Annotated in this window: 20 protein-coding genes; 9 read left to right on the forward strand and 11 right to left on the reverse strand. The window is 46.1% G+C overall.

Annotation, left to right across the window (positions count from 1 at the left end; all coding sequences use genetic code 11):
• Window positions 1-102: 102 nt before the first annotated feature.
• The 3 genes from L8G48_RS09575 to L8G48_RS09585 form a co-directional block, all read right to left on the reverse strand.
• Window positions 103-312: a cold-shock protein gene (locus L8G48_RS09575; protein ID WP_248264387.1), complete on the reverse strand. Its 210-nt coding sequence runs from the start codon at window positions 310-312 to the stop codon at window positions 103-105.
• Between the two features lie 317 nt (window positions 313-629).
• On the reverse strand, window positions 630-2,798 hold the full coding sequence (locus tag L8G48_RS09580) for a S46 family peptidase (protein ID WP_248264388.1): 2,169 nt from the start codon (window positions 2,796-2,798) through the stop codon (window positions 630-632).
• A gap of 195 nt (window positions 2,799-2,993) precedes the next feature.
• Window positions 2,994-5,138 carry a TonB-dependent siderophore receptor gene (locus L8G48_RS09585; RefSeq protein WP_248264389.1) on the reverse strand — a complete coding sequence of 715 codons (2,145 nt, stop codon included), beginning with the start codon at window positions 5,136-5,138 and terminating at the stop codon, window positions 2,994-2,996.
• 109 nt (window positions 5,139-5,247) lie between these two features.
• Between L8G48_RS09585 and L8G48_RS09590 the strand changes: the two genes are divergently transcribed.
• The 3 genes from L8G48_RS09590 (at window position 5,248) to L8G48_RS09600 (ending at window position 9,071) form a co-directional block, all read left to right on the forward strand.
• Complete coding sequence (locus tag L8G48_RS09590; protein WP_248264390.1) at window positions 5,248-6,393, forward strand: PepSY-associated TM helix domain-containing protein; 1,146 nt, start codon at window positions 5,248-5,250, stop codon at window positions 6,391-6,393.
• The gene (locus L8G48_RS09595) at window positions 6,393-6,854 is read left to right on the forward strand and encodes a PA2404 family protein (protein ID WP_248264391.1); all 462 of its coding nucleotides are present in this window, start codon (window positions 6,393-6,395) and stop codon (window positions 6,852-6,854) included. The genes L8G48_RS09590 and L8G48_RS09595 overlap by 1 nt, the downstream gene beginning before the upstream one ends.
• Window positions 6,855-6,935: 81 nt before the next feature.
• A complete protein-coding gene (locus L8G48_RS09600) occupies window positions 6,936-9,071 on the forward strand; it encodes a TonB-dependent siderophore receptor (RefSeq protein ID WP_248264392.1) in 2,136 nt (711 codons plus the stop codon).
• A gap of 72 nt (window positions 9,072-9,143) precedes the next feature.
• Here L8G48_RS09600 and L8G48_RS09605 read toward each other — a convergent pair whose 3' ends face one another.
• The 4 genes from L8G48_RS09605 to L8G48_RS09620 form a co-directional block, all read right to left on the reverse strand.
• Complete coding sequence (locus tag L8G48_RS09605; RefSeq protein ID WP_248264393.1) at window positions 9,144-10,118, reverse strand: aspartyl/asparaginyl beta-hydroxylase domain-containing protein; 975 nt, start codon at window positions 10,116-10,118, stop codon at window positions 9,144-9,146.
• A 90-nt stretch (window positions 10,119-10,208) separates the two neighbouring features.
• Window positions 10,209-10,865 (reverse strand): epoxyqueuosine reductase QueH, encoded by a 657-nt coding sequence (locus L8G48_RS09610; RefSeq protein WP_248264394.1) that lies wholly within the window; start codon window positions 10,863-10,865, stop codon window positions 10,209-10,211.
• An 86-nt stretch (window positions 10,866-10,951) separates the two neighbouring features.
• Window positions 10,952-11,431, reverse strand: a complete 480-nt coding sequence (locus L8G48_RS09615; protein ID WP_248264395.1) for a nucleoside deaminase — start codon at window positions 11,429-11,431, stop codon at window positions 10,952-10,954.
• A gap of 92 nt (window positions 11,432-11,523) precedes the next feature.
• Window positions 11,524-13,944: a TonB-dependent receptor gene (locus L8G48_RS09620; RefSeq protein WP_443986721.1), complete on the reverse strand. Its 2,421-nt coding sequence runs from the start codon at window positions 13,942-13,944 to the stop codon at window positions 11,524-11,526.
• Window positions 13,945-14,406: 462 nt separating this feature from the next.
• Here L8G48_RS09620 and L8G48_RS09625 point away from each other — a divergent pair, with 462 nt between their 5' ends.
• Window positions 14,407-16,347 carry a S8 family serine peptidase gene (locus tag L8G48_RS09625; RefSeq protein WP_282444816.1) on the forward strand — a complete coding sequence of 647 codons (1,941 nt, stop codon included), beginning with the start codon at window positions 14,407-14,409 and terminating at the stop codon, window positions 16,345-16,347.
• Window positions 16,348-16,484: 137 nt separating this feature from the next.
• On the opposite strand, the gene L8G48_RS09630 is transcribed toward L8G48_RS09625, so the two are convergent.
• The 3 genes from L8G48_RS09630 to L8G48_RS09640 form a co-directional block, all read right to left on the reverse strand.
• Window positions 16,485-16,826, reverse strand: coding sequence for a hypothetical protein (locus L8G48_RS09630; protein ID WP_248264396.1), 342 nt, complete (start codon window positions 16,824-16,826; stop codon window positions 16,485-16,487).
• Window positions 16,813-17,085, reverse strand: coding sequence for a type II toxin-antitoxin system Phd/YefM family antitoxin (locus L8G48_RS09635; RefSeq protein WP_248264397.1), 273 nt, complete (start codon window positions 17,083-17,085; stop codon window positions 16,813-16,815). Before L8G48_RS09635 ends, L8G48_RS09630 begins: the two co-directional genes overlap by 14 nt.
• Window positions 17,086-17,156: 71 nt before the next feature.
• Complete coding sequence (locus tag L8G48_RS09640) at window positions 17,157-18,437, reverse strand: anti-phage deoxyguanosine triphosphatase (RefSeq protein ID WP_248264398.1); 1,281 nt, start codon at window positions 18,435-18,437, stop codon at window positions 17,157-17,159.
• A 202-nt stretch (window positions 18,438-18,639) separates the two neighbouring features.
• On the opposite strand from L8G48_RS09640, the gene L8G48_RS09645 reads away from it, so the two are divergent.
• The 5 genes from L8G48_RS09645 (at window position 18,640) to L8G48_RS09665 (ending at window position 21,012) form a co-directional block, all read left to right on the forward strand.
• A complete protein-coding gene (locus L8G48_RS09645; protein WP_248264399.1) occupies window positions 18,640-18,933 on the forward strand; it encodes a type II toxin-antitoxin system RelE/ParE family toxin in 294 nt (97 codons plus the stop codon).
• A gap of 11 nt (window positions 18,934-18,944) precedes the next feature.
• Window positions 18,945-19,268 (forward strand): HigA family addiction module antitoxin, encoded by a 324-nt coding sequence (locus L8G48_RS09650; RefSeq protein WP_248264400.1) that lies wholly within the window; start codon window positions 18,945-18,947, stop codon window positions 19,266-19,268.
• Window positions 19,269-19,503: 235 nt separating this feature from the next.
• Window positions 19,504-20,151, forward strand: coding sequence for a hypothetical protein (locus L8G48_RS09655; protein ID WP_248264401.1), 648 nt, complete (start codon window positions 19,504-19,506; stop codon window positions 20,149-20,151).
• 108 nt (window positions 20,152-20,259) lie between these two features.
• Entirely contained in the window at window positions 20,260-20,631 is a 372-nt protein-coding gene (locus tag L8G48_RS09660) for a type II toxin-antitoxin system RelE/ParE family toxin (RefSeq protein ID WP_248264402.1), read from the forward strand.
• A gap of 66 nt (window positions 20,632-20,697) precedes the next feature.
• Window positions 20,698-21,012 (forward strand): helix-turn-helix domain-containing protein, encoded by a 315-nt coding sequence (locus L8G48_RS09665; RefSeq protein WP_248264403.1) that lies wholly within the window; start codon window positions 20,698-20,700, stop codon window positions 21,010-21,012.
• Here L8G48_RS09665 and L8G48_RS09670 read toward each other — a convergent pair.
• On the reverse strand, window positions 21,009-22,076 hold the full coding sequence (locus tag L8G48_RS09670; RefSeq protein ID WP_248264404.1) for an alpha/beta hydrolase: 1,068 nt from the start codon (window positions 22,074-22,076) through the stop codon (window positions 21,009-21,011). The two genes, L8G48_RS09665 and L8G48_RS09670, sit on opposite strands and share 4 nt — an antisense overlap.
• Between the last annotated feature and the right edge of the window lie 21 nt (window positions 22,077-22,097).

The raw sequence follows: 22,097 nt of genomic DNA on the forward strand, positions 1-22,097 counted from the left end.
GTTATTCTACGCGGTTTCACGCCAAAATTCAGACACAAAAAAAGCAGCCCGTAAGCTGCTCTTCATAATTTTTAGCTTAGTTAAAAGCTCAATTCATGCGGATTACGCCGCTTGAATGTTCTCAGCCTGAGGACCTTTAGGACCCTGAGTAATTGAGAAAGAAACGTTTTGACCTTCGGTCAGCGTTTTAAAACCATCGCCAACAATTGCGCTAAAGTGAGCAAATACGTCTGCGCCACCTTGCTGCTCGATAAAACCAAAACCTTTTGCTTCGTTAAACCACTTAACAATACCGTTTACTGAATTAGACATAATAAATATCCTGAAAATTTTAAAAATAATAAGTAATCGCCCCGGGCGTTCCCAGTTGCGATGATCGTGCGGGTAAAAAATGAAACTTAAAACTACAGGACGAAGATATTACTACTAAAAATAAAGCGACGTAGAGGAGTGTTTAACTAACTTTTTCTTATCCAACGCCGAGTACTCTACACGCATTCTGAGCCATGTCAAATACTCATTTGAATTTATTTTCATTCTTTGCAAAAGTAATCGGTTATTACTCCTTATAGAAAATGCCACCGCCGCCAGAAAATCAGCGAAAGTGGCACCCATTACAAGCAGGTTATTTACTGACGAGTGGTTTTAACGCCTAACTCTTTCAGCAGGTTATCCGCGTGGTCTACATACTCCATTTGCCACAGCATATAGCGAGTATCTACCTGAATAGAGCGGGTGTTTTCCAGATTGAAATCCCAGTCAGAGATGATTGAATCCAGAGTGCCGTCGAAAGCCAGACCGACAAATTCCGCTTTATGGTTCAGCACCGCAGAACCTGAGTTACCACCGGTAATATCCAGAGTAGCCAGATAGTTCACTGGTACAGAATCTAACTCAGCTTTTTCATAAGGGCCAAAATCACCCGACTCTATCGCCTTAAGCTGCTCTTCCGGGGCGTTAAATTCGCCTTCACCAGTGGCTTTTTCGGTTACGCCACGCAACGTGGTAAAAGGTGCCCAGGCGTTACCGTCTTCCGTACCATGCGCGCGACCCGCAACGTTGCCGTATGTAATTCTCAGCGTGCTGTTCGCATCGGGGTATACCGCTTCTCCTTTACTTTGCATAAAGGCAATTTTTGCACGCATATAGTCAGCGTAGGCCTGCTGAATGTTACCGGAAAGCTCTTCGCTCTTTTTCTCATCTTCTAAATCGGAAGGGTAAAGTGCAACAGCCGCTTTAACAAAACGGTCCTCGCTTTGCTCAAACTGTTCCGGGTCAAATTCCAGCAACGCCATGCGATTATCGCGTTCAAGTAAGCTAGTGTTTTCATACCAACGGTCAATTAAAGCGCTTAGCTCATCTTTGCTCATACCGTCGCGTAAACCCAACGCTTTATCGAAAGCGGCATCACGTCCTGACTTAGGCTGAGCCATGTAACTGCTCAGGTTGTGCAGGTCTAACGCTTTCTCAACCTTAGCGTCGAAGTTACGATCCATACCCGCCAGGTACGACTCAAAACGCGGAATATCGCGTTCCTGATAACCGGCTTTACGCTCTGCGTCTGGCTTAGTACCTTCCTGAGCCAGGCGATGCACGGCACGGGCAACAGAAAGCAAACGCGGTGTCGCATTATTCAACAAGTAGTCAGCACGACTTTTGGCATGACTCTGCTGCAATAACGTGTCGATGGCATTGAGGCCATCAGCGTACAAAGCCTTTTTCGTCCGGTCACTGTTAACCCAGGCAGTCAGTTCCTTATGTTCTTGTTGCTTACGCTTTAATAAGTCACTGTTAGCAAAGCTGTCCAGCATACCCTGACGGTTTTTCAGATAGTTATTGAGACCAGCGACACGGCTGGCGTATTTGAGCTCAGCGTCTTTATCGTCGGCTGTTTCCCGCGCGATAATTTCCAGCGAGTCCCGGAATTGCTCAACTGTTTTAGGGTAGCTCCACTCAAAGGTCTCTTTGACTTCAGACGGTAAACGATGACGGTTAGTGCGCCCCGGATAACCCAGAGCCATAACAAAGTCACCTTCTTCGAGACCTTCACTGGCTATCGTCAAGTGGTAGTCAGGTTCGTAAGGCACGTTGTCTTCGCTGTAATCGGCAGATTCGCCTTCCGGGCTGACATAAGCGCGTAAAAAGCTGTAATCGCCAGTATGGCGCGGCCACATCCAGTTATCTGTATCGCCACCGAATTTACCGACACCACTTGCCGGTGCGTGCACTAAGCGAACGTCCTTAATTTCCAGCTGCTTAATCAGGTAATACTCGAGGCTGCCGTAATAAGCAGCGACATAACAACGATGGCCTTCGTCCTCTTCGCACTCGGCTACCAGAGCTTTCTCATTAGCTTCTATCGCGTCCAGCCGGGCTTTACCGTTTAGTTTTGCAGCTTTGGCATCTATTACCTTATTAGTCACTTCATTGACCGCTTTGGTCACAAAAATGCGACTGCCCGGCGCTGCCTGCACTTCTTCACTTAAGTCTTTGGCCAAAAAACCATTAGCCAGCAAGTCGTTCTCGGGTGTCGAGTTATGAGCAATACTGTTGTACGCGCAATGATGGTTGGTTGCTACCAAGCCCTGCGGCGATACAAAAGAAGCCGAACAACCGCCCAGGCTGACAATAGCCGCAGCCGGAAACTCAGTTAATTTAGAAATATCATTGGGGTCAATGGTCAGACCGGCGGCCTTCAGTTTGTCGGCAATTTCCGGCAATTGTTTTGGCATCCACATGCCTTCATCGGCGGCAGCGAAACAGCTGACCATAGACAATGCAAGTATTAGCTTTTTCATAGTGTCTCTTTTTTTTGGGTTTATGTGGAAAGGTTAGTATCTAATAAAAACTATAGTTATAGTAGGAGGGTGACTTGTCAATATTCAGACAAGTAATGTTACAAAATAACAGTGTAAACTTATTTCAGAACGATCAGGCACAAAAAAGAGGCAGTGCCAAAAACACCGCCTCTTACAAAGTAAACGTTCCAGCCTTTACCAGGCGTATTTCACACTCAGCTCAACATTGCGCTCAGCGCCGAAAAAACCTTGGTTATAAAAGTCGATGCTCGAATAATACTTCTCATCGAACAAATTATTGACGTTAAGGCTGAGATCCCAGTTTTGGCTCAATTGATAGTTCGCCATTGCGTTTACTAAGGTGTAGCTGTCCTGAGTAAAGGTTTCACCATTTGGCCCCGCCCCCGGATTTGATATCTCACTTTGCCAGTTGGCATTGATACCAACTTTCAAAGCATCCGTTGCTGAATAAAGCACACTAGCTTTCACCATATCTTCCGGTAAATAGGGTGCATAATTAGAACCATCACGATCGGTCGACTCATTGTGGGTGTAACTAAAGAAAATATTCACTGAATCGGTTGGTTTACCGTTTAACTCCAGCTCATAGCCCTCACTTTCGGCACCATCAACGCCAATGGAAGGAAAAACTGTAGTTCCCGGTAGAGGGTCTGTATTATCAGGATCGTTGATGGCCAGGTTATCTTCCTTGACCTTATACACTGCAAAACTGGCCGTAAGTGCTTCATTAAAGAAGTCACCTTTTACACCAAGTTCTGCGTTGGAACCTTCCACCGGGCCAATCAACTCATTATTAACGTCACGTGCCTGTTGTGGTTGGAATATTTCCGTGTAGCTTGCGTAGGTTGAGATAATATCCGTAACGTCATAGACAAGGCCCAAATAAGGCGTATTTACATTCGAGTTTTTATAATCGCTGGTCGCCCAGGGCGCTGCTGCTTGAGTCTCATAAGTCGTTATCCGATTACCCAGAATAGCAGTTAACTCATCGGTCACACTGAACTGAGCCGCAGCGTAAACACCTTTCTGAGTTATCGATTCAGTTGTTTTATACTTTGGCGTATCAGAGAAGTCCGGGCGAGGTACACCATTACCCCACTCAAATAGGCTGGGAACGACAATAGTATCGGTAATTCCAAAAGCTGTTGCGGCAATATCCTGTTCTGCATACAGCCCCCCAGCTGTTAACTGGTGTTCACGACCAAAAAGCTCGAAAGGACCTGAAGCTAACAAACGAAACGAGGTTTGTTCTCTGTCTGAAACGTAATGAGTTGGAGAAGGATTAAGACCCAATCCTGTATCTGGGTCAGGAAACCCGGGGAAGAATAAAAGGTAACCATCCATCTCACCTTCGCGGCGCTCAACATCAAGCTGAACGTCCCAACCATTATCAAAAGCATGTTCGAACTGAGCAAAAACGTTGGTGCTTTCCCTGTCCCATTTGTTCCAAGGCGATGCTGTGGTCGTACTTACGGGTAAATCATCAGCTTGTGTGCCGTCTGAATAAAACAGTGGCAGTGCGCCCCACATACTGCCTTTCGGGTTCCGCTCGCTGTAATCAGCACCCACAGTCAAACGCGTTTGCGTGGTCAAATCCGCGGTAACTACGGCATAAATTTGTGCGTTTTCTTTTTCCGACAAGTCGACATAACTGTCACCCTCTTCATAAGCCAAAGCCACCCGTCCTTTAACGTTACCACTTTCTGACAGGGTTTGAGAGTGGTCAGCTTCAAGCCGATAGTTACTCCACGAGCCAACACCGACACTGGCATAGCCACCATCTTCCGCCTTGGGCCGCTTACGAATCAGGTTAATAGCAGCTGAGGGCTCACCCGCACCGGTTAACAGCCCCGTTGCACCGCGCACAATTTCAACCCGTTCAAAAATAACCGAGTCGGCCAGAGCTTCACTAAAGAAGCTGTTGTAAGCAATGGGTACACCATCGAACTGGAAATTCGTCACGTTACGGCCACGAGCACGGAAAAAGAAGCGGTCAGTTTCGGCCTGCTGAGCCTGAATACCCGGCGCAAACTGCATAACATCGGCAACGGTGTCCAGCGAGAAGCTGTCCATAAAGGTACGGTCAATTATTGAGATGGACTGTGGCGTCTGACGCAAGGTTAACGGCAAACCCGTTGCGGTAGTTGCCTGATCCAAGGAACTGCCGGTCACTTTAATGTGTTCAAAGATTTTTTCCTGCGCTTGTGCTTGTTTTTCGCCTGTTGCAGCAGCGTCTTCTGGTTGAGCCGCTGCTGCAGCGGAGCTCAACAGCGCGGACGCTACCGCTGTTGCTAAAAAATTTCTGCCAAATGTCTGCATGAATTGCCTCCCGGATAAGTATGCAAATGAGAATCGTTAGCGATTCATTGTATTTGATAATTGTTCGCATTTGCAATATCATTTCAAGAAATTTCTTGGGGGAGTAAAAATGACGCAAAGGCAATGGTTTAAATTACACGGTTGGTGCTCTCTACCGATATGGATTCTGTTTTGCTTTATCTGCATTACCGGCACCATCGCAGTATTCAGTCACGAATTAACCTGGCTATTTAATGAAAATGCACGAGCCTTGAATCCAGAAGGTTTACCAGCCCAGCCTATCTCGGAACTTGTTGCTGCGGTAAAAAGCCAGTTCCCCGAGGCTAATGTCACTACCGTAATGACATTCGAGCCTTACGTTATTAATGCCGTTATTTTTTCAACTGAGAACATGCCGGCCGCTATTGCCTATGTAAACCAGTACACCGGCGAAATTCAGGAAGTGAACCAGGGCATTACTTTTATTAACTTCATGCGTTCATTGCACAGCTGGCTGCTATTCCCCTGGCAGGGCAGCTACAGCGTTGGCTATTATTTAGTGTCAGCCATGTCTTTAGTGATGATTGGAGCGTTAATTACCGGCCTTGTTATTTACAAAAAGTTCTGGCGGGCTTACACACAGCCAAAAATCCGCGCGAAACAGGGCAAAAAGTCTTTCTTAACCGACTTACATAAACACGGTGGTGCCTGGTCTATTTGGTTTCTTATTATTATGAGCCTGACCGGTCTATGGTATCTCACTCAGCAAGTTATGTGGCACGCCGATATCGATATTGAAGAGCACCCGCCACTGGTGGAAGCGTCTGAAATACCCATGGGCGAGAAAGCGCAACCACCGGTCTCTATTGAGGATGCTTTGCTTATAGCGGAGCAGCGCTTTCCGGATATACGACCCAGCTATGTGATGATGCCGGAGCATAATCGCGACATGTTTAAGATTATGGGCGGCGGTGATTTTATCTTCTACGATCAGTACTCTTACCGGCTGAATATTAACCCCTGGAACGGCGACATTGCACGTGCCATATCACCAGATAATATGAACACCCTGCAAACCATTCAACATATTGTTGACCCACTCCACTACGGCACTATTGGTGGTCTCTGGACCAAGGCTATATGGTTTATTTTCGGGCTGATACTGTCAGCCATGTCTATTACCGGCTTTTTAATCTGGGGCTCTCGCACAGTAAAGGCAGCAAAAACTAAGCGCACACCGCTGCAAGAGTCGTTGCAAAATGAAGGAGCAGGTTAATGGCACGCCGTAAAAATACTTTCTGGAATCGAAACAAATTTAAGCTCAGTGGCTTAATTCTTATTCTGCCTTTTTACTTTTTGTATCAGCAGTTGCAAATACCTGAACTGCCACCGGTATGGGACGAAAAAGAAGTGGGTCCGTTTAAGGTAGCCCTGCAACCGGCAAATAATGATGCCCCATATGCTCACCATGAAGACTGGGTGAAAGACTTTTCGGCGTACGTTAACGAAGGCAAAGTTAGCGATATTCGCCAGGGTTATGTGAATATTGGCGAAGAGTCGGTTGCTTTGGAAAAGCTGCAACAAGACGATGTTGGCATTCTGCACGGCAGTGAGTTATTACAACATGTTCACGCCATAGCACCAAAAAAACTTGACCCTCAGCAGCGCGTTTGGGTCACTTTGCAAACCTGGAATGGCGAAGTGCACCGGGCAAATTGGGAACTTCCTGAGAACTAGGTGAAATAAAACTTTAAACACGAATTGTTTTCATTTACGATCCATCTCGATTTAGACACCATCTAAAATTCGAGGGAAATAATGAACATTCAGAAGACTGTATTGGCGGCTAGCATTCTGGCCGCCTTAGCCACTACCAACAGTTACGCACAAGACGAAGAACAAGAGAAAAAACAAGACGAGGTGATGGAGACCATCGAGGTCAGCTCTCGTGGGCTTATCTCTTACGTTAGTGCCACCGGTTCCAAGTCTGATACGCCTATTATTGAAACGCCTTTATCCGTCTCGGTTCTGACAGAAGCTCGTATCCAGGACTTAGGCGCGGTTACGGTACAGGACGCTATCGGTTATGTTGCCGGTTTATACAATGGCCCGTTTGGTGTCGATACTCGCGGTGACTGGGCAAAAATCCGTGGTGTTGCTCCAGCTCAATACCTCGATGGTCTGAAATCTCTGTTTGGCAATTACAATAACGTTCGCGTTAACCCTTATTCCCTTGGCCAAATTGAAGTTTTAAAAGGACCCAGTTCAGTTCTGTACGGACAAGGTTCCACCGGCGGTATTATTAATCTGGTGAGTAAACGTCCTAAAGCAGAGACTGAAGGTCAGTTCTGGGCGCAGTTAGGTAATTATTCCCGTAAGCAAGTTGCCGGTGATATTACTGGCGCATTGAATGACGATGCCTCATTAACCGGTCGCTTTGTTGGATTATACCGCGACAGCGACACACAGACCGACTTTGTGCAAGATAACAGCCTGGTGCTAAACCCTTCATTAAGTTGGCACGCTTCCGATGATACAAAAATTACCCTTATTGGTAATATTCAACGCAACGAGTCAGGCTCCAGTACTCAGTTCTTCCCATGGAAAGGCACTATTCTTCCAAACGAATTTGGCCAAATTGACAGCTCCACTTTTGTCTCAGAGCCTGGCTTTGATAAATACGATACTGAGCAGGACGCGTTAACCGTTATTGCCGAACATGACATTAACTTAGATTGGCGAGTTCGCTTAGCAAGTCGTTATAGTGACAGCAGTTCTGAGTACAACACAATGTACGGTTGGCCGCCCGTGTTTGCTGAAGATAACCGCACCATTAATCGTGTATCTTACCTGTCTCGTGCAGATGCCAGAGCATGGACAACGGATTTACAGCTCCACGGCAACCTAAATACTGGCGCAGTCGAACACGATTTAGTTTTTGGTATTGATTTTCAGGATGCCTACACTGATAACGACACTGCCTACGGCGCAATGAATACACTTGATTTATACAACCCGGTATATGGTCAAGCGACCGGCTTACCGACAGAAGCTAATCTTTCAGACGCGGCTTCCAGCACGACCTACCAGCTTGGTGTATATGTACAGGACAACATGCGTATTACCGACAAATGGCTAGTATCAGCGGCTATGCGTAGAGATCGCGCAACAAGTAACCCTGAAGATGGCAGCGCTACTGATCAATACGCAACTACCGGGCGACTGGGTTTTATGTACTTAATGGATGGAGGTGTTTCACCATACGTTAGCTACAGTGAGTCATTCTCTCCACTGATTGGTAGAGATGCTTATGACAATCAGTATGTCCCAATAGAAGGCAAGCAATGGGAAGCGGGTCTGAAATACCAACCACAAGGCACAGAACATTTACTGACCGCTTCCGTTTATAAAATTACTGAGGAAAACAGAACCACCCCTTCTAATGACGGAGATGCTCCATTCCCTGATCGTCAGGTTCAGGTTGGTGAAGTTGAAATTGAAGGTGTTGAATTAGAAGCTCAGCTAGCCTGGGAGTCTCTGGACGTTTACGCCAGCTATGCGTATACCGATGCTGTAGTCAGCGAAAGTAACACTGTAGGAGAAGAGGGAGCTACGCTCTCGGCCACACCTGATCAGCAAGCTTCTGTTTGGGCTACTTACCGTCCGGATAATTGGAACGGGTTTAAAATTGGTGCTGGCGTTCGCTATGTTGGCAACACCTCCGATGGCAGTGCTTACGTCGAGCAAAACGGTGTGGTGCTAAATGACCCGCTGGAAACGCCTAGCTATACCGTGTTCGATGCAATGATCGGTTACGACTGGGATAACTACAGTTTGAGCCTGGATGTCGACAACTTAACCGACAAAACAGTGCTAACTTCGTGTCTGGCTCGTGGAGATTGTTTCTACGGCCAGCAACGCACAATTATGGCGAACCTACGCTATAACTTTTAAGGCTTATTGAGTGTAACTTTCACGTGTAGCCCCGGGCGCCTCTCTTCCCAGCGTCCGGGGCTTTTTAAAACACTAGTTATCGCTGATACGCCACTCAATCAATTCAACCGTGCCCCAGCCCAAAAAAAACATAGCAGACATAAGACTCAGGTTAACGCTCCATTTGACGAACTTGTATTTTCTTCGGTTAGTTTTCTTAAGCGCCTTCGAACGTTCAAGAAGCGGGGCTACTGTTGCGAATATTCGATTCGCGATACCCGGCTTATCTTCTGTTGTGTTCGGAACAACAGCCATCTTCATTACATGCTTATAAAGCCAGTTAATCCCCCCACCAAATAAGAACATTGGGCGTTCAACATCGCACATCAGGATCAATCTATCGGTGTCACTGTCGTTTCGGGCGAAATGAAGGTAGGTTTCGTCAAACAAGAAATGCTCGCCGTCGCGCCAGTAACAGTCTTCTCCGTCCACGTTAATAAAGCAGCTGTTGGTGTTTGGTGTCGACAGCCCCAGATGGTAGCGCAGCGAGCAGGCAACCGGATCCAAATGCCGCGTTAATTGGGAGCCGGCGGGCAGCAGTGAAAACATAGCACCATTAATCGACTTCAGTGGCGCCAGTATTTCCGTTGTTTTTGGGCAAAGTCGCTTCGCTGAAGCGTGATTTGAGCCATACCACTTCAGATAAAACTTGCTCCAGCCGTACTTATAGAAGGTGCGAAAACCAACGTCATAATAGGCGGCATTGGACTTATCGGTGGTCTTATCAAACTCGCCTTGAGTATACAGGCCGATTGCCTCTTCACGAATGGTTTCCCAGTTGTCTTTTATAACCTTGAGATCAGCAATTCTTTCAGCATCAACAAATGACCGACGAGCGAAGGGCTTAGTTAATGCATATAGCAAACAGTTCAGTGGCGCAAAAATTGGCCAGCCTTTACGCATGTATTCGCGGACAGAATCAAAACGCTCGTTACCCCGCCAACTGTAAACATATTTTAAGCTTAAGACCACCAGTAGAGTGACCACAACCAAAACCGTCTCTGCCATTGCTAACAAACTCTTTGTAGAAATAGGTGCAGGGTAAAGGTTATGTAAAAAACCGTCAGTATGAGAGTTCTCATAGTAACGGCTTCTAATTTAATCGTTGGTGTAGTACTGGACGCCTATTTCTATACGGTCGCGGCCGTTCTTCAGGCGCCAGCGGTTCATGTCTCTTAATGAGTACACACAACCACAGTATTCCTGCTGGTAAAAACGTTCACGCTTAGAAATTTCCACCATACGGGCAGACCCACCTTGCTTACGCCAGTTAAAAGTCCAGTAATGTAAACCTTCATAGGGTGCTACCGCACGCTTGCCGCAGTCGTTAATTTGCTCCATGTTCTTCCAGCGTGAAATGCCCAGACAGCTGGTAATGGTGTCAAAACCGTTCTCATGCGCGTATAACGCTGTACGCTCAAAGCGCATATCAAAACACTCGGTACAACGCGCGCCACGCTCGGGTTCCCATTCCAAACCTTTTACCCGCTCAAACCAGTTTTTTGAGTCGTAATCGCAGTCAATAAAGTCGACACCCAGCTTTTCAGCAAAACGAATATTTTCTTCTTTACGCAGCAAATACTCTTTTTCCGGATGAATATTTGGATTGTAGAAGAAAATCGTGAACTTGATGCCGGCTTCCGCCATACGCTCCATTACCTCGCCCGAACATGGCGCACAGCAGGAGTGCAGCAGCACGTGATCAGACCCCGTCGGGGTCTCTAAAACAATGGATTCTTTTTTCTTTCTGCCCATAACTCTCTCTTGCCGGCTGAAATTTGAGCGAATTATAACCCAAACCGGCCTTGAGGATCACGACTAACTTTTCGAGCGACGGCAGGTTAAGCGGATTGTTTTTTTACGTGGCGTTTATGCAGCTCATACATTCTTGGTAACAGGGCCTCTACAGGCCCGTCGACTTGTATTTCGGGAACCACCGAATTAAAGGGCAACTGATTAACACGAGAGTGGTTACGTCCAAACTCCTGATACCAGCGAACCAAATGCTGAGTTGAATGAATGAAAACGACTCGGCCCAAACCGGCCCAGCCGTGTGCTGCGGAGCACATTGGGCAATGCTCTCCAGACGTGTACATTATCGTATTCTGTCGTTGCTTTGACGACAGGTTTCGTGCAGCCCATCGGGCGAGTTCAATTTCGGGATGGTAGGTTTTATCGACTGAATTAACACGGTTTCTGTCTTCCTTTAAAACACGCCCATGTTCATCGACTAAAACCGAACCAAAGGGAGCATCTCCGGCCATTAAAGCCTCCTCGGCCAACTCAACACAGCGTAACAAATAGGAATTTATGTGGGTCATGGTTGCTCCTTTACTCCAGTTAGGTCACGCTTTTTTCTACCGCAAGCGGATAAAACCAGATGCCTCTGAATTATCCGCCTGCTCAGCCGATTTTAGAAGTTATACACTGCCTTGAATTCTACGTTGCGGCTTTCTCCAGGTAAACCGCCCAGAAACAGTGCTTTAGTATAGTAGGTTTCATCGAGTAAGTTTTGCACGTTCAAGCGGAAGTTCCAGTTACCCGCGGTGTAAGCCGCTGCTGCATCCCAAACTACATAAGAATCTACTGTTGAATCTGGCAGACCAAAAGCAGTGGAGTTAATGCTTCTTTCATCTTCGTAAGTCACACCAAGACTTAACTTAAGTGGCTCTGGTAGCGCACTAAAGCTGTAGTCATAACTCGTCCATAAGCTTGCAAACTTTTTCGGTACCCCCTTAGATTGCGCTGAATGTTCGCCTGAGCGAATGCTAATCGCGTCCTGATAGGTTGCGTTTGCATTCATTGACCAACGTTTGTTTAACGACAAATTTAAATCAAACTCAACCCCTTCGGTATTGTCTTCGTCGTCATAGAAGTACTGAGGTACATCAATATTGTACTCAGGGTCTTCAGGGTTATCGTTAAAGTCCGGGTTAGCGTAACGTAAGTTGGTGCGCCGGGTTTCAAACCAGACTAAAGAGCCCAATAAATTGTCCTCAAAAGCAGTAAAACGAACCCCCACATCAAACGACTTAGATTCCGAATCGGGCCGGTCGTTTTCGCCGCTGATACCACCTAAAATACTGTATGCCGTTCTACCTTTGGATAAATTAACAAAGCCAGCAATATTATCCACAAAGCGATAGTTTAAACCAACATTATAGGTGTAACCTGAGTCATCTGTATCTGCTTCGTCACTAATGCCCGGAGCACGATCGGTTCCTTTGTGTTGATAGCTTTGTTCTATTGTTGAGTGCGCACCGCCAAATCGACCGGTCAGTTTCGGTGTGAAGTAAATGACCTCTTGCAGGCTAACACCCCAGGCACTGACCGATTTATCGTAGTTTGAACGCAAAGTAGGGTCGTAATCCATAATACTTCCGCTGCCCCAGTTAGGGTTGCGAATATCCAGAATGTAAGGAAGTGCGTTTGCCGAGTCATTGCCGTCGGCATCGTAGGCAGACCAGCTTTTAACAGACATATCCCGGTCTTCGTAGTTAACACTGACCAATTGCTCACCATTCAAACCGAACAACTGCCAGTCATGACGTAAATCAGCAAAATACTGCCAACTGGACTCTTCAGAAATCTGACGACGGTATTCCTGTCTTCTCGCCGAAAAGGGGTACAGTTCACCATCGACAACAAGAGGGGCACGAGGATTCGCATTGATTTCACCACGGCGGTTCCAGTATACGTAATTGTACGCCCCCGTCTGACGCACGTAATCTGAATCGTATTCTCGGTATTGAAGCTGTTGAGTTAAGTTCGCGGTTTGCCCGAATTGCAAATCATAGCGCAACTTAATACGCTTTTCTGAACCGTCATTCGGCTCAGACAGTGGGGAAATCAACCCTTGTTCACCTAAATCGTGAGGCTCAAGCCCGTCGGTAGTGGACAGTGAATCGGCCAGTTGCTGACGCTGTTCCGGAGTCAGCTGCAATCCATACATACCGTCGTTATCATCGTCTGTACCATTAGCTAAGTCATCGCCTGTCACATTTCCCGGAGTACCCGGCGTGCTGTCCCAGTTTATAATTCTGACTGGGTGGCCGACTGAGTCGACCTGTAACTCATCCTCTATCCAGGCTGTAGATAAACGTACGCTGTGGTCAGAGTTGAAGCGATATCTTAATGAGCCATAAAGCTCTGAGCGTTCCTCTGACAACCCTCGATAACCATCACTGCTGTCGTGATTAGCGACCAGTCGATAAGCCAGCTTATCAGTAATAGCAGAAGTGGCATCCAACATTAAGCCATAGGTGTCCCATTGTCCGCCTTTTACCTTTACCGTGTAAGCAGGTTTGTCCTGTGGCTTTTTCTCTACCAGGTTTATCACACCGCCTGCGGCGCCAATCCCGTAAAGCCCGGTTGCAGGGCCCTTCAATACTTCAATGCTTTCAACGTTAGTCATGGAGCGGGTGGGGTTAAAGGTATTTCCCAAACCCGCACCACCGTACATTCCATCGTAAGTATAATTGGCACCTAATCCCCGAATGATCAAGTTATCGCCAACACCATAGTTATTACCCGAATGAGTTAACCCACTAATGTTACGTATGCTTTCCTGCAAACTGTCACTAGCTTGTTCATTCAATAATTCTTTATCGACAACCACAATCGCAGCGGGCGTTTCCATTAACGCCATTTTAGACTTAGTGGCGGTACCTGAATCTAATATCAGTTGATTGTGATGCCCATAAACACTGATGTGTTCAATTTCTTCTTCTGCTTTCTCGTTAGCAACAGCGGGCACACTGACCACCGCCATTAATAAGGCAAACTGAATTGACTGAGATAACAGCGAACGTTTTTTACGGCATGATAACGTCATTTGAAATTCCTGCTTTTTTGAGTCGTTTGTTTTATCCAATAATAATAAGAACTTAAAGCGGGCAGGATTTTATACGACTCAAAACAAAAAGTAAATGAAAACCATTTCTATTTGCGTTTGAGCCAAGTGGCTTTTTATAATGTCAATAATAAAACCTGACAATGCGACCATGCCGGTATCCAATGGCAACGCATTTTTACCTCAGGGCAATTTACTGAAACACTCAATAGAAAAGCCTGCCTGCGGAAAACTCATTCCTACCCATTTAGGGTTGTTTAAAAAATGTAAAGAATTAAGCTTTCTTTACACTTCCTCCCTTTAAATTTGTTAAAAATTGTTATTAAATGCAACAAATGACGTCAAAGAACGTTATTTCCCGCAGCCAAGCGCCGTATCCCCTGCTGCCTTCTTTAAAAGACTTTTCTACAGTCTTAAATAAAAACAAAAAGAGATTACTCAGTTATGAAACAACTCAAATATCTTACTCTGACGGCTTTGGCAGTATCAGTATCTTCTGCTTTTGCAAAACCTCCCGATCATTCTCAAGCGCACTCTTTGCTAAAGCCACAAGAGCAAGTAGAAAGCTCAGCGCCTCAGCGTTACATCATAAAATTTAAAAATAATGGTAACGCGGTTTTCCAGAACAACCAGAGAGGTCGTTCCGAACTTGCAATATCTCGGGCAAATAACGCGGTAAAAAAAGCAGGTGGTAAAGTTAAAGTCAGCATGCGTCACAACCTGGCAGTTGCAGCTGAGCTTAGTGCAAAACAGAAAAAACGTCTTGAGAAAAACCCTAACATTGAATACGTAGAAATTGACCACAAGCGCCGTTTCATGGCTCAGAACGTACCTTACGGCATTAGCCAGGTACAGGCTGACTTAGTTGACGACAGCGTGGCAGCAGCCGCTGCCGGCGGTAAAAAAATCTGTGTTATCGACTCGGGTATTGAGCTTCCGCATGAAGATATGGGAATCCGGGGCGGTACCATTAATGGTACGAACGACAGCGGTACTGGCAACTGGTACGACAACGGCGGTCCGCACGGCACACACGTAGCCGGAACCATTGCCGCTTTAGATAACGGCTTAGGCGTTCGCGGCGTTATTGGTAGTAACCCGAACCTTCACATTGTAAAAGTCTTTAACTCGAACGGCTGGGGCTACTCATCTTCACTGGTTTCAGCCATTGAAACTTGTGCCGACAACGGTGCCGATGTGGTTAACATGAGCTTAGGTGGTGGTGGTTCAAACCAGACCGAAGCCAACGCTATGCAAAACCTTTATAACGACGGCGTTTTGCTTATTGCAGCAGCCGGTAATGACGGTTCAGCCTATAGCGATACTGATGCACTGTCGTATCCGGCTTCTTATAACGCCGTTGTGTCAGTCGCTGCCATTGATGACAGTAAACAACTGGCGTCTTTCTCGCAGAAAAACAGCCAGGTTGAAATTGCCGGTCCAGGTGTTGACGTTTTTTCAACCTATCCTGAAGGTACAGGCAGCCAGGGCAACTACAGTTCATTGAGCGGTACGTCAATGGCATCACCACACGTTGCTGGTGTTGCGGCCTTGGTCTGGTCACATCATCCAACTTGTAGCGCGCAAGAAATTCGCGGCGTGCTGAATGAAACAGCCGAGGACTTAGGTGCTGCTGGTCGTGACGTTAAATTCGGTTATGGCTTAGCGCAAGCCAAAGACGCCGTTGATTACATTGATGCTAACGGCTGTGACGGTTCAGGCGGCGGTGGAGACCCAGAGCCACCAACAGGCAACGAGCTGACTAACGGTCAGACCGTAAGCAATCTGTCGACCACAACTGGCGATTCACTGTACTACACTCTGGATGTGCCTGCCGGTGCAACGGACCTTAGCTTCAGCACCAACGGTGGTTCAGGTGATGCTGACCTTTATGTCCGTTTCGGTTCTCAACCAACTACGTCAAGCTATGATTGCCGCCCTTACGAGAGCGGTAATACCGAAACTTGTACTATCTCTGACGTACAAGCCGGTACTTATCACGTTATGCTTAACGCTTACTCAAGCTTCTCGGGCGTCGACTTAACCGGTTCGTTTACTGAACCAAGTTCTGGCGGTGGTGGCGAAGGCGGATCTGCCTCAGCGACTGACTTGTCTGGCTCCAGTAACGAATGGTCGCACTATTATGTCGACCTTCCTGCAGGCATGTCGTCACTTAACGTGACAATGTCTGGTGGTAGCGGCGACGCTGACCTGTACGTTCGTCAGGGTAGCCAGCCTACAGAGGCTAACTACGAGTGCCGTCCTTATCTTTCAGGTAACAACGAAAGCTGTGATATCGACAACCCGGCAGAAGACCGCTGGTACGTCAGTATAAAAGGTTATACTAACTATTCAGGCGTCGACTTATTAGTAGAATGGGAATAAGCCGTTAATTGGTAGTCACTAAAGCGAGGGCGCCTTTTTGGCGCCCTTTTTTTCATTTGTGCGAGTAACCACCGCAGTCTTCTGTCAATGAACCAACTCCGGCCTATCCTTGATTTAAGCGGCTAAAGTCATTCTCATTATTCAATCCGCAAACAATATTGCACCAGTGCCTCTCTAATACTTTGACGAGATTTTATAAAAAGCATCATGTAGGCTTTTTCGTCTTCAAGCCGATAAATGGCTCTTAATTGCTGGGCAGGCAAAATAAAATCACGATAATTGGTGAAACCTAAGTCAGATGCTTCTTCGCAAAGCGGGCTGCTCTCGGGGTACTGGGTAACTCTTTTTTCAAGAGTCTCTATAAAGCTAAATATTAAACTTCTTGCCTGCGACGTACCAACATACCTCGCCAAGTATTGACTATAGGCGCTAACTTGACGTTCGAATGTTTCAGTGTATTCAATACTAATTACCTTCATTCGTCAGCGCTCTATCAAGCGTAGAACGGAGCTGACCTGAAGATAAAGTCCGCCCAGCTTCCCGGTCTTTTTCCGCAAATGACATTAACTTCATAAAAGCCATTTGTTCTTGCTGCATTTCATACTGAGCAGGGTCCTGAACCACATAGAGCGGCTCCCCATTCTGGGTGACGATAACAGGCTCCTCAACATTCATTGAGGCCAGTTCTTTTTTAAATTCTGAAACCGTTGTAATGCGTGATTGTTTAGTTTGATACATTATCTGAACCCTATTGCGTTGGATTTAAAATTGTAGACGGTAAACAGTGAAAGTCCAAATAAAGGCCAAATTTAGACCTTATCGAACACCGAACCTGTATCGGGGCTGAATAACTTACTATAAAGCTTAGTCGCGTAATTGTCGGTCATGCCCGATATATAGTCGCAAATAACGCGTTTGGGGTTGTCTGAGTTTTTGTATTGTCTCAAAGTGGATTCAGGCAGCAATCGTTCCGGGTTCTCGCTCAATACCTGAAATAACTTCAGAATCATCATCTGACCTTTGTACTCCAGCACCTGCACCGACGAACTGCGAATAACATGCTTAAACACAAAGTCTTTTAACACCTGCAGGGTATGTTCAATATGCTCAGGTAAGCGGGCCTGCAGATCCAGCCAGGGCGATTCAAATATCTGTTGCTCAACCACCTCAATGCAGGGCACAAAATGACCAATCAGCAGGCTAATGGCGTGCTTACGTGGTTTACTTTCGCCTGAAAACAGCTTTTCGGTATAGAACTCGGCATTTTTGGCAATAATGCTGTCTTTTAGCACCTTGTTCAGAACATCTTCGCGCCATTGCCTCTCTGTAACCAGGTTCAGCGCCAGAGAGTCTTCCAAATCGTGTATGCCGTAGGAAATGTCGTCTGCCAGTTCCATAATTGAGGTATCAAAAGCTTTATATTGCGCTTTGGTTTTGCCGTCTTTTGATTTAGTGGAGCGAAAAGTCGCTTTGTCTTTGGCGGTTAGCGGTTCCAGTACCCAGTCCAGCACGTCCTGTTCATCGTCATGAATAGACTTTGGTGGCTTAAAAGCGCTTAAATGGTCTTTAACTGAAAGTGAGCGAGTACTAACTTCGCTATGCAGAACCGGATACTTGAGCACGCCCAGTAATGTGCGACGAGTTAAATCCAGACCATCGTGGTCGGAATACTCCCCCAGCTTTGAAATAATGCGCAGCGTCTGCCCGTTACCTTCAAAGCCACCATCATTATACATGTGGTAATTCAACGCCACTTCGCCACCATGCCCGAACGGAGGGTGACCAATATCGTGCGCCAGAGAAATGGCTTCAATTTGGAAGTAGGACGGTATCTGCGTCGAAATAGCGTCGTTATCGGCATACTTTTGCTTTAACTTCTCGCAAATGCCCGATCCAATCTGTGCCACCTCCATCGAATGCGTTAACCGCGTGCGGTAAAAATCACTTTCGCCCACGCCCAGCACCTGAGTCTTGGCCTGCAAGCGCCGAAACGCCGACGAATGAATAATACGCGCTCTGTCGCGCTGAGCATCGCTGTTGGGTGTGGCGGCATTAAAACTTGTGGTTTTCCCTGAGCGGCGTTGGAGCATAGCAAAATGTCTTAGTTTGTTTTTCTATAACCACAGCAAAACAAATTTTTGTCGGTTTGCCCAGTTTTAATACCGCCAATGTAAGACATTTATATCAATGCCTTACCAATTGATAGTTTAAGAGCTCAAATTTAGTATAACTACACCAACTTGACGCACAACGCTGTTGTGCATAAGATAAATGCAAAGTGATCAGTGAACCATGGCTGTAAAATTCAGGGACGACTGGCTAGAGCGATTCTACGAAGATAATATCAGCCACAAGAAAATACCAAAGATCATCAAAGGAGCGCTCTTCAGGAAGCTCGAAATTTTAGATGCTGCAACGCAGGAATCAGATTTAAGGGTTCCCCCGGGTAATCGCTTCGAATATTTAAAAGGAAAACTTTCGGGGTGTTGTTCTATCCGGGTTAACAAACAGTATCGACTTATTTTCCGCTGGGGAAACGGTATCGCCCAAGATACGTACCTGGATCCACACGTTTACCAAAGTTAAAAAGGATAATTATGAGAGACACAAAACGTCGCCCGGTATCCGTTGGCCAGATGCTAATAACCGAGTTTCTTGAACCGATGAACATTGAAATAAAAGAGCTCGCTGATGCCATGAGAGTACACAGAAACACGCTCAGCCGAATTGTTCATGACAAAGGAGCTTTGACCGCACCTATGGCGATTAAATTAGCTGCCGCTTTGGGTAACACCCCGGAGTTTTGGTTAAACATTCAGCACGCCGTCGAAATCTGGGACGTGCGTCACCGGGCATACGAACAAGAAGCTGAAAATGTAAAACGCTTGAAACCCCAAGCTAAACCTTACCAGCAGGCTTGATGGAGCGACGGCTTTAACAATTCAATAAACCCGCTGCTTTTGTTGCTCGTAATTAAGCTTCATAGCAGCTTTCGCCAGCTCAATTTCACTCTCGGGAATATCGCGCAGCTTTAGCGTGCCTGCCACTGACTGAAAGCTGGCACACTCATTGCTACTTCCTGATCAAAAGCACTAATTGCGTTTTAAACAGGCAAGCCTTTGCCACTTGGCGGCAACTTTTGGTGAGGAGAAAGAAATGGACATTAACCCCGTCAGTAATAACGCGAGTTATCCAGTAACAATAGCAACGCAAAATGACAAAGCTAAAGAGCCTGTCAGCAAAGACACAGCTCCGGGCGAAGACAGAGAATCGCTGATAGACCAAGCCTATCGCAGCATATTGCTGAACCGCATGGGTGTTGATACCGAACAGCTCGAAGAAATTGAGAAAAAGATAGAAGAGCTGGAAAGTAAAGAAAACCTGAATAGAGAAGAAAAAGACAAGCTGGAAAGTTTAATGGCAGCCCGCGACCAGCTTTTTGAAGATGCTATGCGCCGCCAGGCCGAAGAAGGCAATAATGACAAGCAGTCGGGCATTCCCATAGCAATAACTGAGACCTTTAATCCGCGCCAGATTTCGCCCAACGATATGAGTGAACTGGCCAGCCAGCTGTTTGATGCCGGCGTCATTACCAATCAGCAACGTAGTGCAATGAGCTTTCAAATTTCCAAAACCAGTTTGCACAAAACCTATACGCCGGAATCTCAGCAAATAGACCCGGATGAGCCTATGGATTTTGTAAAGCACTGGCAGAGTCGCGTAAAAGCCAACGACTCTTTTGATGTATCACCAAAAGAAAAAGCGAAAGACCAAGGTATTTTGGATGTGTTACGGCAGGTTTAATTCAAACTTGCCCTAAATAGATGACATGGATTAAACGACTTTTCTGATAGAGACTTCCAAAATCCACCTCTAGTATTAGCCTCTTTACAAATCGACTGGGTTTTAGGCATGGCTAAGCAATTCGCATTTATTAATAAGCAAGCAAAAAAGGAGTTTTTGGAGCTCCCCGTCGAAAAGAGAAAACGCTTTTCTGATTCGTTGAACGTTATTGCTGGTGATCAGGGCGATCTCACTCCAGAAAGCTACCGTGAAGGTGATGCTGTCCGTTCAAAAGTTTTAAAAGGGGCTTTTTCTCAAATAACTCAGCTTTCCATAAATGGCAAACCAGCTTATCGCGTCGTATATTGCGCAAAATTTAATAACACCGTTTATATCTTACACTCTTGGACAAAAACCTCTGAGAAAACAGATAGAAAGGCGATGACCACTTTAAAAGGTCGGCTACTAGAACTAAGAAGTAAATTAAGCATTAAAATTTAGCAATTGCAAATATATCAGTAGAGATATAAAATTTACCCATCTTCATCAGTAAAAGAGTCCCACACTATGAGTTTAAAATACGACAATATATTTTCCGTTGGCTTAGAAGACAAGCCGGAAGAAGCTTTAGAGCTGCAAACCCGCTCTGACTTAATGCTCGTTTTGAGAAATATCATTGCTGAAAAAGAATGGCCGCAAAAAGTGGCAAGCAAGCAGCTAGGTCTTACTCAGCCACAAGTAAGCGATCTAGTTAACGGGCGTATAGAAAAATTTCGTTCTGACCGTTTACTTAAGTGTCTGGGCCAACTCGGGTTTGTTCTACGACCGAAATACGAAGAACAAACACTAAGAGTTGATGTTGTAAAACATAAGGTGGCCTAATCAATAGACTTAACGGCTGCCTCCAAATCCGCATTCTGCGCTTCAATTTCGCTGATGTATTTTGACCCATGCTCACGCGCCAGCTTAATGGCCTTATTCGACGCTTTTAGCGCATTTTCATTGTCGTCATTCATTGAATACAGCGTTGCCAGGCTGTCCCACAGAATTTCGGACTGGTCGAATACCTCAACGCCCTTTGCAAGAATTTCCACGCCCCATTCCAATTTGTCTTCATAGGCCGCTTTTAAGCCATACACATTGTACTGATGAACCGACATAGGGAAATTATGGCCAACGGTTTTTGCATAAGCGCTATAGTGTTCCTGCAGTTGCTTAAGCGATTTAATTTCAATATTCGGCACCGCATTGAAGCCACGAAAAATCGATTTAAGCCCTTCAACGTTGCCAATTAAAGGCGTGCTGTCGTGAGTTTCATTAGGGAACCGCTTTGACTCCCAGTCAAGCTGCGATTCCGGCATGGATTTAAGCACCTCTAACACGCGCTCAAAGCTCTCCGCCATTTCGTTGGGCTCGTTAGCCATACTGATAAACCAACGCGACGGTAGTGTTTCTCTATTTTGCGTCGCGGTTTTTAGCTCTTTAATCAGTACAAAATCGTCCCACCAAAGGCTTGGGCTCACCGATATTGCCGCATTGATAAAATCAGAATGATGCGTCGCCAAATAACTGGTGTAGAGCCCCGAAAGCGAGTGACCGGTAACCACAGTGTAAGGCGCTACTCTGTACTTCTTCTCTAACTCAGGCAGGAATTCATCACGCAAAAAGCGGGTGTACTGCTCAGCACCGCCAGAGCGTTCAGCGTAAGCTTCCATTTTTGTGTGAGTAAAACGCTTTAAGCGATTTCTTGCACTGACCCCAACAACAATCATTTCCGGCACAATAGAAAACGTACTGAGAAAATTCACATTACCGGCAATATGCTCAAACTGCGTCGAGCCGTCCATGACTAACAGCACCGGATACTCAAAACTGTCGGAATGACCATAGCTTTCCGGCAATGCAACTCGCGCGGTTATGCCCTCATCAATGAGTTTAGATTGCATTGTGAAGAGTTCGGAAGCCTG

The organism is Idiomarina aminovorans, assembly GCF_023155095.1.
Taxonomy (GTDB): Bacteria; Pseudomonadota; Gammaproteobacteria; order Enterobacterales; family Alteromonadaceae; genus Idiomarina; species Idiomarina aminovorans.

Excerpts from the sequence above, each read along its gene's own strand:
- L8G48_RS09625 (WP_282444816.1), top strand. The coding sequence starts at position 14,407 with ATGAAACAACTCAAATATCTTACTCTGACGGCTTTGGCAGTATCAGTA.
- L8G48_RS09580 (WP_248264388.1), bottom strand. The coding sequence starts at position 2,798 with ATGAAAAAGCTAATACTTGCATTGTCTATGGTCAGCTGTTTCGCTGCC.
- L8G48_RS09615 (WP_248264395.1), bottom strand. The coding sequence starts at position 11,431 with ATGACCCACATAAATTCCTATTTGTTACGCTGTGTTGAGTTGGCCGAG.
- L8G48_RS09665 (WP_248264403.1), top strand. The coding sequence starts at position 20,698 with ATGAGTTTAAAATACGACAATATATTTTCCGTTGGCTTAGAAGACAAG.
- L8G48_RS09590 (WP_248264390.1), top strand. The coding sequence starts at position 5,248 with ATGACGCAAAGGCAATGGTTTAAATTACACGGTTGGTGCTCTCTACCG.
- L8G48_RS09655 (WP_248264401.1), top strand. The coding sequence starts at position 19,504 with ATGGACATTAACCCCGTCAGTAATAACGCGAGTTATCCAGTAACAATA.
- L8G48_RS09635 (WP_248264397.1), bottom strand. The coding sequence starts at position 17,085 with ATGTATCAAACTAAACAATCACGCATTACAACGGTTTCAGAATTTAAA.
- L8G48_RS09595 (WP_248264391.1), top strand. The coding sequence starts at position 6,393 with ATGGCACGCCGTAAAAATACTTTCTGGAATCGAAACAAATTTAAGCTC.
- L8G48_RS09605 (WP_248264393.1), bottom strand. The coding sequence starts at position 10,118 with ATGGCAGAGACGGTTTTGGTTGTGGTCACTCTACTGGTGGTCTTAAGC.
- L8G48_RS09620 (WP_443986721.1), bottom strand. The coding sequence starts at position 13,944 with ATGACGTTATCATGCCGTAAAAAACGTTCGCTGTTATCTCAGTCAATT.
- L8G48_RS09610 (WP_248264394.1), bottom strand. The coding sequence starts at position 10,865 with ATGGGCAGAAAGAAAAAAGAATCCATTGTTTTAGAGACCCCGACGGGG.
- L8G48_RS09630 (WP_248264396.1), bottom strand. The coding sequence starts at position 16,826 with ATGAAGGTAATTAGTATTGAATACACTGAAACATTCGAACGTCAAGTT.
- L8G48_RS09670 (WP_248264404.1), bottom strand. The coding sequence starts at position 22,076 with ATGCAATCTAAACTCATTGATGAGGGCATAACCGCGCGAGTTGCATTG.
- L8G48_RS09645 (WP_248264399.1), top strand. The coding sequence starts at position 18,640 with ATGGCTGTAAAATTCAGGGACGACTGGCTAGAGCGATTCTACGAAGAT.
- L8G48_RS09575 (WP_248264387.1), bottom strand. The coding sequence starts at position 312 with ATGTCTAATTCAGTAAACGGTATTGTTAAGTGGTTTAACGAAGCAAAA.
- L8G48_RS09585 (WP_248264389.1), bottom strand. The coding sequence starts at position 5,138 with ATGCAGACATTTGGCAGAAATTTTTTAGCAACAGCGGTAGCGTCCGCG.
- L8G48_RS09650 (WP_248264400.1), top strand. The coding sequence starts at position 18,945 with ATGAGAGACACAAAACGTCGCCCGGTATCCGTTGGCCAGATGCTAATA.
- L8G48_RS09660 (WP_248264402.1), top strand. The coding sequence starts at position 20,260 with ATGGCTAAGCAATTCGCATTTATTAATAAGCAAGCAAAAAAGGAGTTT.
- L8G48_RS09640 (WP_248264398.1), bottom strand. The coding sequence starts at position 18,437 with ATGCTCCAACGCCGCTCAGGGAAAACCACAAGTTTTAATGCCGCCACA.
- L8G48_RS09600 (WP_248264392.1), top strand. The coding sequence starts at position 6,936 with ATGAACATTCAGAAGACTGTATTGGCGGCTAGCATTCTGGCCGCCTTA.